The 8,287-nt window shown below is 67.9% G+C and carries 11 protein-coding genes and 1 pseudogene; 5 read left to right on the top strand and 7 right to left on the bottom strand.

Going from position 1 to position 8,287, the window contains the following annotated elements:
- Window positions 1-122 (bottom strand): annotated as a pseudogene (locus ADBZ5U_RS12965) (recombinase RecA); the annotation flags it as partial.
- 301 nt (window positions 123-423) lie between these two features.
- On the opposite strand from ADBZ5U_RS12965, the gene ADBZ5U_RS12960 reads away from it, so the two are divergent.
- The 3 genes from ADBZ5U_RS12960 to ADBZ5U_RS12950 all read left to right on the top strand — a co-directional run bounded on the left by ADBZ5U_RS12960 (window position 424) and on the right by ADBZ5U_RS12950 (window position 1,924).
- Window positions 424-999 (top strand): glycosyltransferase family 2 protein, encoded by a 576-nt coding sequence (locus ADBZ5U_RS12960; protein ID WP_526810804.1) that lies wholly within the window; start codon window positions 424-426, stop codon window positions 997-999.
- A 43-nt stretch (window positions 1,000-1,042) separates the two neighbouring features.
- Window positions 1,043-1,237 (top strand): DUF3046 domain-containing protein, encoded by a 195-nt coding sequence (locus ADBZ5U_RS12955; RefSeq protein WP_526810802.1) that lies wholly within the window; start codon window positions 1,043-1,045, stop codon window positions 1,235-1,237.
- 75 nt (window positions 1,238-1,312) lie between these two features.
- Window positions 1,313-1,924, top strand: a complete 612-nt coding sequence (locus ADBZ5U_RS12950; RefSeq protein ID WP_526810800.1) for a glycosyltransferase — start codon at window positions 1,313-1,315, stop codon at window positions 1,922-1,924.
- A 468-nt stretch (window positions 1,925-2,392) separates the two neighbouring features.
- On the opposite strand, the gene ADBZ5U_RS12945 is transcribed toward ADBZ5U_RS12950, so the two are convergent.
- Complete coding sequence (locus ADBZ5U_RS12945) at window positions 2,393-3,556, bottom strand: glycosyltransferase (RefSeq protein ID WP_526810798.1); 1,164 nt, start codon at window positions 3,554-3,556, stop codon at window positions 2,393-2,395.
- Window positions 3,557-3,605: 49 nt separating this feature from the next.
- Here ADBZ5U_RS12945 and ADBZ5U_RS12940 point away from each other — a divergent pair, with 49 nt between their 5' ends.
- Complete coding sequence (locus ADBZ5U_RS12940; protein ID WP_526810796.1) at window positions 3,606-4,058, top strand: limonene-1,2-epoxide hydrolase family protein; 453 nt, start codon at window positions 3,606-3,608, stop codon at window positions 4,056-4,058.
- 9 nt (window positions 4,059-4,067) lie between these two features.
- Here ADBZ5U_RS12940 and pspM read toward each other — a convergent pair whose 3' ends face one another.
- The 4 genes from pspM to pgsA all read right to left on the bottom strand — a co-directional run bounded on the left by pspM (window position 4,068) and on the right by pgsA (window position 6,823).
- Window positions 4,068-4,892 carry a phage shock envelope stress response protein PspM gene (gene pspM, locus ADBZ5U_RS12935; protein WP_526810795.1) on the bottom strand — a complete coding sequence of 275 codons (825 nt, stop codon included), beginning with the start codon at window positions 4,890-4,892 and terminating at the stop codon, window positions 4,068-4,070.
- Between the two features lie 27 nt (window positions 4,893-4,919).
- Window positions 4,920-5,726: a PspA/IM30 family protein gene (locus tag ADBZ5U_RS12930; protein ID WP_526810793.1), complete on the bottom strand. Its 807-nt coding sequence runs from the start codon at window positions 5,724-5,726 to the stop codon at window positions 4,920-4,922.
- A 142-nt stretch (window positions 5,727-5,868) separates the two neighbouring features.
- Window positions 5,869-6,150 (bottom strand): helix-turn-helix domain-containing protein, encoded by a 282-nt coding sequence (locus ADBZ5U_RS12925; RefSeq protein ID WP_526810791.1) that lies wholly within the window; start codon window positions 6,148-6,150, stop codon window positions 5,869-5,871.
- A gap of 76 nt (window positions 6,151-6,226) precedes the next feature.
- Window positions 6,227-6,823: a CDP-diacylglycerol--glycerol-3-phosphate 3-phosphatidyltransferase gene (pgsA, locus tag ADBZ5U_RS12920; protein ID WP_526810790.1), complete on the bottom strand. Its 597-nt coding sequence runs from the start codon at window positions 6,821-6,823 to the stop codon at window positions 6,227-6,229.
- Between the two features lie 284 nt (window positions 6,824-7,107).
- On the opposite strand from pgsA, the gene ADBZ5U_RS12915 reads away from it, so the two are divergent.
- The gene (locus ADBZ5U_RS12915; protein ID WP_526810788.1) at window positions 7,108-7,641 is read left to right on the top strand and encodes an amino-acid N-acetyltransferase; all 534 of its coding nucleotides are present in this window, start codon (window positions 7,108-7,110) and stop codon (window positions 7,639-7,641) included.
- A gap of 90 nt (window positions 7,642-7,731) precedes the next feature.
- On the opposite strand, the gene ADBZ5U_RS12910 is transcribed toward ADBZ5U_RS12915, so the two are convergent.
- A partial coding sequence (locus ADBZ5U_RS12910; RefSeq protein WP_526810786.1) for a DNA translocase FtsK occupies window positions 7,732-8,287 on the bottom strand: 556 nt, incomplete at its 5' end.

The raw sequence follows: 8,287 nt of genomic DNA, 5'->3' as shown, positions 1-8,287 counted from the left end.
ACCGAGATGGGCTGGCGGACCTCGTCGCCGAGGCGCATCACCGCGCCCTTGCCGTGATTCTTCTCGATCTGGGCGATCGCGAGTTCGAGTGCCTTTTCGCGGTCGGGGGCTTGCCTAGCCATGGATGTCTCCGTTCTGTGGTGTTCGGTTGACCGGTGTTGGTCGGTTAGCCGGGACGTTAGAGAAGACCTCTGACAAATCGGCTAGCGATAGGCTCCGTCGAACATCTCCCACAGTAACGAACATGTGTTCGATGACAAGTGTGGCGCGCGGCGTGTCGCCCGCCGCGCACCTCGCGCGCAACCATGAACCTCGCGCTTCGCGGCGGTTCGCAACCGTGACAGAATCGCCCAACGAGCCGCCTTTCTCGATCACGAGGGCCCCCGCATTTTGGCGCGATCGGCCCAGGAGATGAACGCGCTAGTGGCCCCACTCGTCCTTGACCCGGAACACTCCGACGTCACCGTGGTCAGACGTTGGACCACCCCTGCCGCGCAGGCGCTGAGTCTGTTAAGACTGGGTAGTCCGGGTACCGGCTCCAGGAGCATTTCCGACGCCGAGTTCGTCGGTGGACCCTGTCTTGCGATCAGCGCTCAGAAGTTCCGCGAGGTCGGTGGTTTCGACGAGCGGTTCTTTCTGTATCGCGAGGAGGAGACCCTCGCACTGCGCCTCAGGAACGTCGGTGTCGGGTGCTTCCTCGATCAGCGAGTCCACGTGTCCCACATTGGCGGCGTGTCAACATCGCAGGTGGCCGAGTTTTCATTCCGTCAATCGGTTCGTTCCGAAGCCCTGTTCTACGTGCTCCACTTCCCGAAATATGCCGCGGCGCTGACTGCACTCGTCTTGGCCGGCCGTCTGCTGATCGGCTCGATGGCGGCGCCGCTTCTGCGCCACTTGCGAATCCGGCCGCACGCTCGGCCGGCCCTGTGGCATGTGCGTGCGATACCTGAAGTGGTCAGCGGATGGCGGGTGAAGACCGTCTCCCCGCCGGATCTGTGACCGAGACGGGAGTGAGGGCCCCTGTTTGGGTAACTTGGGCGGCGTGCGCAAGACCCAATTCCACGAACTCGTCGAAGCGCAGTTCGGCCCGGTGCGTGGGGCTTCCCTACTGGTCGATCATGTGCTGACGAAACTTGGCGGACGGACCGCCGCTCAGGCCATCGAGGCCGGTATTGACCCACGAGACGTGTGGTGGGCGCTGTGCGCCGACTTCGACGTCCCCCGTGATCAGTGGTAGCGCGAACCCGCGGGGCGCAGTGAGCGCTCACCCGCGGCTGCCGGAACTTATCCGCTACGGCGCTACCGTAACCCTGTGACAACGATCGTCCTGACGGCCGACGAGAACTACCTGCGGCACATACCCGGTATCCTCGCCCGGGTTGCGCGCTTCGGACGCCGCGCAGACGGCGTGACGCTCGCGGTCCCGGCGGGGACGGCCGACGTCCACCTGACCCCCGTTCGGGCCGCAGCGTCGAGGCATGCCATCTCGCTCAACGTCGCGCCCGTCCCCGAGCGCGGTCAGGAACAGTTCACCCGGTTCACGCCGATCCGCGAAGGCCAGTACGCGTCGCACTTCACCTACGCCAGACTCCTGCTGGCCGAGATGCTGCCGGACCTCGACGACGTGCTCTACCTCGACGTGGACACCATGATCCGTGCCCCGATCGACGAGCTTCTGGACTGGGACCTCCGCCATCCGCTGGGTGCGGTTCCGGAACTCGCCGGCAGCGCAGCGCATCTCTTCGGCACTCCTCGGGCGCCGTATTTCAATGCGGGCCGTCCTGCCAGCCGATGCGAAGCGGGCCGCGAAGGGAGCCGCCACAGATGCGGTCGACCGCGCCCTCTGCCGCCTGGAGGACATCAGAGCCAGATTGCACTCCCCCCGATCGCCCGCGTCGCACGGCCGGCCGCAAGAATTCAGTAGCCGACCGGCCGCTACGGAAAGTCTCGGCGCGGACCGGGCCGACTACGGACTGGATCTCCTGATCAGCGTCGCGAGGTCCGGGACCAACGCACTCGGCGAGGTGATCCGACAGTCCCGCCCCGAGGTCAACTTGCTGAACGAGCTCTATCTCGGCGCAGAGTGGAGCAATTTGGGCGACGGTGAGCTCGTCGACCGGTTCCCGTGGTTCTCGAACGGTGGTCCCGACGCAATCAGCGACGTGCCGCCCGCGCAGCGGCCAAGAGCGTTTGAGGCCTTCGCCGCAAGGGTGAGCGAGCAGGTGGTCGAACTCACCCACGCGGTATTGCGGAACAGGTCGGGCCGCACCCTGATCAAGGTCTTCCCCGACCAGCTCCATCCCTCCGCCTTAGAAGAGCTGCTCCAGGTCTTCCGCCCCCGTTTACTGGTGCCGCGATTACCTCTGACTGCGACTGAGGAGCATTTCCGGAACTATCGCGTCACCTCGCGACAGGCCCGCACCGGATCGGTCACCCCGACAGCGCTCTCCCTCGCTCGACGCGCCGCCTCCCGGTAACTCGGATTCGACAGCACCTCACCGACCTCCGCGCTCAGCGCATGACCGGTCAGCGGACGCACCAGCCGCCCACTGCCCTGTCGCGCAACACGATTCGCCAACTCCCACTGATCCCCGCCGCCGGGCACGACGACCACCGGGACACCGGCCAGCAGCGTCTTGGACAGCATGCCGTGCCCGCCGCCGCACACCACGACCTGGGCGTGCCGCAACAGTTCGTCCTGACGGACCCGGGCCACCGTCGCCCACGGCGGCACCTCCACGTCTTCTCCGCCGAGCCGGGACACCACGAGCCGGGAACCGGCCGGGAGGGTCCGTCCGGGGACCAGATGCTCCAGTGCCACCTCCGCCAGGCCCGCCGCACCGGTGACGGCGGTCGACGGAGCGACCACGACCACGGGACCGTCCCCGGGCGGGATATCCAGCACCGCGGCGGTCGGCTCGAAATGCAGGGGGCCGACGACGACGGCCTCCGCCGGCCAGTCCGGGCGGGGCACCTCCAGTGCCGGGATGGTGGCCACCAACCGCCGCCGCGGGCCGGGATCAGCGGTCGGCAGGCCGATCCCGCCGCGAGCCGCGGCACGCTGACGATCGCCGGCGCGGATGGAGCCGGCGGTGAACAACCGCATCACGGTGTCGCGCACGCGTCCGGGCACTCCGGTGCCCGGCGCCAGGCCGCTGCCGATCGGCGGCAGGCCCCTCGAGGGAAGGTAGAGCGGGTGGGGGCTGAGTTCGACCCAGGGCACCCCCAGCAACTCCGCCGCCATGCCCCCGCAGACCGTGATGACATCGGAGACCACCAGATCGGGCCGAAGCTGTTGCAGAACGGGCTTGATCAGAACCGCCATCCGGGCGGCCCGCTGGTGGATCTTCGCCCCGGCGTCGGCGTCGTCGTCCCCTTCCCCGGGATCCAGGCCCAGTAACTCGACGGCCTCGATGCCGGCCGCGCGGGCGGTGTCGAGCCATTCCCGTCCGGTCAGCAACACCGGTTCGTCACCGGCGGCGGCGAACCGCAGGCAGAGTGCGAGGGCCGGGAAGGCATGGCCGGCCTCCGGGCCGGCGACGACAGCAACCCGCACCGGCTTCACACTGCCACAGCTGTTCCGAGACCGGTCTATGGTGGAGGGCATGAGCGAGCGGACCACCGGTGTCGATCGCGACATCAGCTCTGACATCGACAATGCGCACACCGTCGAGGTGCTGCTCAGCGGGCTGGCGGCCCGGCACTACGACAGCGTCGCAGCGGTGCTCGACGACGACCTGGTCTATCAGAACGTCGGTTTCCCGACCATCCACGGCCGCGCCCGGGCGATGAAGCTCTTCCGCTCCATGGAGGGCCGGGCCGGCTTCGAGGTCAAGATTCACCGCATCGCGGTCAACGGCGCCTCGGTGCTGACCGAGCGCACCGACGTGCTGGAGTTCGGGCGGCTGCGGCTGCAGTTCTGGGTGTGCGGCGTCTTCGAGGTGCAGAACGGGCGAATCACGTTGTGGCGGGACTACTTCGACGTGTGGGACATGACCAAGGCGACGGTGCGCGGGCTGGTCGGGGCGGCGCTCCCCGCGCTGCGGCCGAGGCTGTAGAGCCCGCCGCTAGACCCGTCGGGCGGGAGGACCCAGTTCCTCGAAGGCCTGCGCCCACCCCACCAGCCGATCCGTGGCCTCGGTGAGTTCCGCGCGATGACGCGGCGGGGGCATCCCCGAACCGGCGTTCACCGACGACACCAGATGCGCGGCGGCGGTCACCATCTCGCTGTACTGCCGCACCCCGCTGTGGAGTTGCGCGGTCAACGCATTGATCGTCGGCACGAGATAGGACCGCGACGCCGGGTTGTCCGCGGCCGCCCGTTCCATCGCCACCACCTCCGCGGCGGTGGCCGCCATGGTCGCCGCGGAGCGGCCTGCCGCATCGGTCAGCTCCCGGACTTCCCCGGCGGGCAGCATCCCGCCGCGGGCGATGACCCCCAGCAACGAGTGCAGGCCCCGTTCGGAAGCGCCCAGCGCCGAGATCGCCGGGCGGGCCACCGAGTCCGGCGGCGGAAGGCGGCGACTGCTGACCTGACGCAGGGGCGGCAGCGGCTCGCCACGCAGCCATCGGTAGCGCAGCAGCCACAGGGTGGCCGGCACGGCCGCTCCGACGGCGATGAGCCCGGTGATGAGCAATGCCCACACCGGGGTGCTCCACGCCGACAGCAGCCCCGTCACCAAGACCCAGAAGGCCGTCGCGAAGGCGAAGAACAGCCCGAACCGCAGCGACCAGCGCCGCTTGCGCAACAGCCGGGCGCGCGGGTCGGCGGCCGCGCCGAGTCGCTGCGCGGCCGCGTCGGCGTACTCGCTGACGGTGTCGACACCGCGTTGCAGCGCCGACCGAAAAGACCGGGCCGCGAAGCCGGTTTCGTGCCCGGCCTTAACCGTCATCGAGTGATTCGCCTCCTGTGCCGAACCCTACTGACCGAGCGGCTGCTCGGTTTCGGGTGTGATCGCCGGCGCGCTGGGTGCCGCGGAGGCCGCGCCCCCGGAAGGCAAAGCCTCGCCGCGCATGGAAGCCCGGATCTGCTCGAGGCGGGAATGCCCGGCCATCTGGACCCCGGCCTGCTGAACCTCCATCATCCGGCCCTGGACCGAGTTCTGTGCCAGCTCGGCCGAGCCCATGGCGTTGGCGTAGCGCTGCTCGATCTTCTCGCGGACCTCGTCGAGGTTCGGCGTGGTGCCGGGGGCGGCCATCTCGTTCATCGACCGCAACGACTCGGCGACCTTCTCCTGCATCTTCGCCTGCTCCAGCTGGCCGAGCAGTTTGGTGCGCTCGGCGACCTTCCCCTGCAGATTCATGGCGCTCTGCTCGACGGCTTTCTTCGCCTGCTCCGCGGCTTGAAGCGCACCATCGTGCTGGACCTTGAGGTCCTCGACACTCTGCTCGGCGGTCACCAGCTGAGTGGCGAAGGCCTCGGCGGCGTTGTTGTACTCGGTGGCCTTGGCGGTGTCGCCGGCGGCAGTGGCCTGGTCGGCCAGGTTCAGGGCCTGGCGCACGTTGGCCTGAAGCTTCTCGATGTCGGCGAGCTGGCGGTTCAGCCGCATCTCCAGCTGACGCTGGTTGCCGATCACCTGCGCGGCCTGTTGCGTGAGTCCCTGGTGCCGGCGCTGCTCTTCCTCAATGGCCTGCTGGATCTGGATCTTGGGGTCGGCGTATTCGTCGACCTTGGCGCCGAACAACGCCATCAGGTACTTCCACGCTTTAACGAACGGATTGGCCATGGGGTGTTGCCCGCCTTCGAGTCGATTGCCGAATTGGATCGGTGTGTCCCAACCCAATTTATCGAGCCCAATTTATCGGTTCGGACCCGCCGACCACATCAGCTTGCGCGTCGGGTCTGAAGAAATTGGGCGAATCGCAGGGTCAGGCCACCGCCATGGCGGCCGGATGCGGGATGACCGTGGCTCCTTCGTGGCAGGCCAGTTCGGTGCCGGCGTCGCACAGCACCCGCGACATCGGAACGTTCAGAGCGGCGCAGATGGCGCTCAGCAACTCGCTGGAGGCCTCCTTGCGGCCCCGTTCGACCTCGGAGAGATAACCCAGGCTGACCCGGGCGGAGTCGGAGACCTCACGCAGGGTGCGGCCCTGGGAGGTGCGCGCCCTGCGCAGCACGTCACCGATCACTTCACGCAGCAATACCGCCATCGCGGTGTCCTCCTCAGATTCGTCGCAGCAATCTGTGCAACGCAGAGGCGGTCCGGAAGGTTCCCGGAGGCGATTTTCAGTCCCGGACCCGGGTTCCGCGAAGCGCCGCGATCACATATTCCAGGCCGGTGACCACGGTCAATACCACCGCCGCCCACATCACCCACCAGGCCGCCGCGTGCCACTGACCCGGCCAAGTGTGCACCGGCAGGATGAACAGGCCGATGGCGACCGACTGCACCAGGGTCTTCAGCTTGCCGCCCCGACTGGCCGCGATGACACCGCGATTGATCACCGCGAACCGCAGCACGGTGACGCCGATCTCGCGGACCAGGATCACCACGGTCACCCACCACGGCAGGTCGCCCAGCATCGACAGCCCGATGAGTGCCGAGCCGATCAGCATCTTGTCGGCGATCGGGTCGGCCAGCTTGCCGAACTCGCTGGTCACCCCATAGCTGCGCGCCAGCGAACCGTCGAGCCGGTCGGTGATGACCGCCACCGCGAAGATCGCGAAGGCCGTTATGCGACTTGCGGTCTGGTGTCCGTCGCCGGCAAAGAGGAAGAACAGGAAGATCGGGACCAGCACCAGACGCAGGCCGGTCAACAGGTTCGGGACGTGGACCATCCATTCGCGCCGAACCGTCGGCTGAGTCTGGGGTTGGCTCGTCACGGCACACAGAGTATCGGTTGACCAACCCGACCGGTCAGCTGCGACCCCCGCAAAGAGTTAGACCGGCCGCGCCGTCGGCCCGTCCACTCTGCGGGCCCGGTCCGGGAATCAGCATCGGCACGCTGGCCCGGTAGTCGCGGTACTGCTGCCCCAGCTGCGCGGAAAGGTCTCGTTCGAGTGATCGGCGCATGATCGGGCCTCTCCGACTTTCGCGGTGCCCGGCCCACTTTCGACGCTATTGGTCGGACCGCGCCCGCGCAAGACCGGCCGATAGGGTTGGGCCCGTGACGGACTTCTCCCCCGAAACACTGGACGGGCACTTCCCCGGCGTGACGGTTCGCCGTGCCCGGACTTCCGACGTTCCGGAGATCAAGCGTCTGGTGGACACCTACGCCGGCCGGATTCTGTTGGAGAAGAACCTGGTCACGCTTTTCGAGTCGGTTCAGGAGTTCTGGGTCGCCGAGGCCGACGGCCGGGTGGTGGCCTGCGGGGCACTGCACGTGCTGTGGGCGGACCTCGGAGAGGTGCGCACCGTCGCGGTGGATCCCGCCGTCAAGGGGCGCGGCATCGGCCATGCCATCGTGGACCGGCTACTCGAGGTCGCCCGCGAACTGGAGCTGGAACGGCTGTTCGTACTGACCTTCGAGACCGAGTTCTTCGGCCGGCACGGCTTCACCGAGATCGAAGGCACCCCGGTGACCGCCGAGGTCTACGAGGAGATGTGCCGCTCCTATGACGTCGGCGTGGCCGAATTCCTCGACCTGAGCTACGTCAAACCCAACATCCTGGGCAACACCCGGATGCTGCTGGTGCTCTGACCCCCTTCGTGCTCTGACCCCCTTCGCGCCCAAACGTAGGTTTGGGCGCGAAAGTGCGAGTCGAACGCGCCATTTCGTCGATTTGGCGGGTCAGAAGTCCTCGGGCACGCCGGTGTCGTCGTCCTCGTCGTGGTCCGCATCGGGGGCGGCCCCGTCCCCGCCCCGGATAACGGCCAGGGTGCCGGCCAACTCGTCGGGCTTGACCATGACCTCGCGGGCTTTGGAACCCTCCGACGGCCCGACGATGCCGCGGGTCTCCATCAGGTCCATCAGCCGGCCGGCCTTGGCGAAGCCCACCCGCAGCTTGCGCTGAAGCATCGAGGTGGAGCCGAACTGGCTGGAGACGACCAGTTCGACGGCCTGCAGCAGCAGTTCCATGTCGTCGCCGATGTCGGGATCGACTTCGGCGCGATCCCCGGACGGCTTGGCCGCGGTGACGCCCTCGGTGTACTCCGGTTCGGCCTGGTCCTTGCAGGCCCCGACGACGGCCTGGATCTCCTCGTCGCTGATGTAGGCGCCCTGCAACCGAACGGTCTTGTTGGCGCCCATCGGCAGGAACAGCGCGTCCCCCATCCCGATGAGCTTCTCCGCCCCGGGCTGGTCCAGGATGACCCGGCTGTCGGTCAGCGACGACGTCGCGAACGCC

It is taken from the genome of Mycobacterium sp. (assembly GCF_040398885.1).
Classification (GTDB): Bacteria; Actinomycetota; Actinomycetes; order Mycobacteriales; family Mycobacteriaceae; genus Mycobacterium.
The sequence above is the reverse complement of the archived record's forward strand: the minus strand, read 5'-3'. Positions and strand labels throughout refer to the sequence as shown.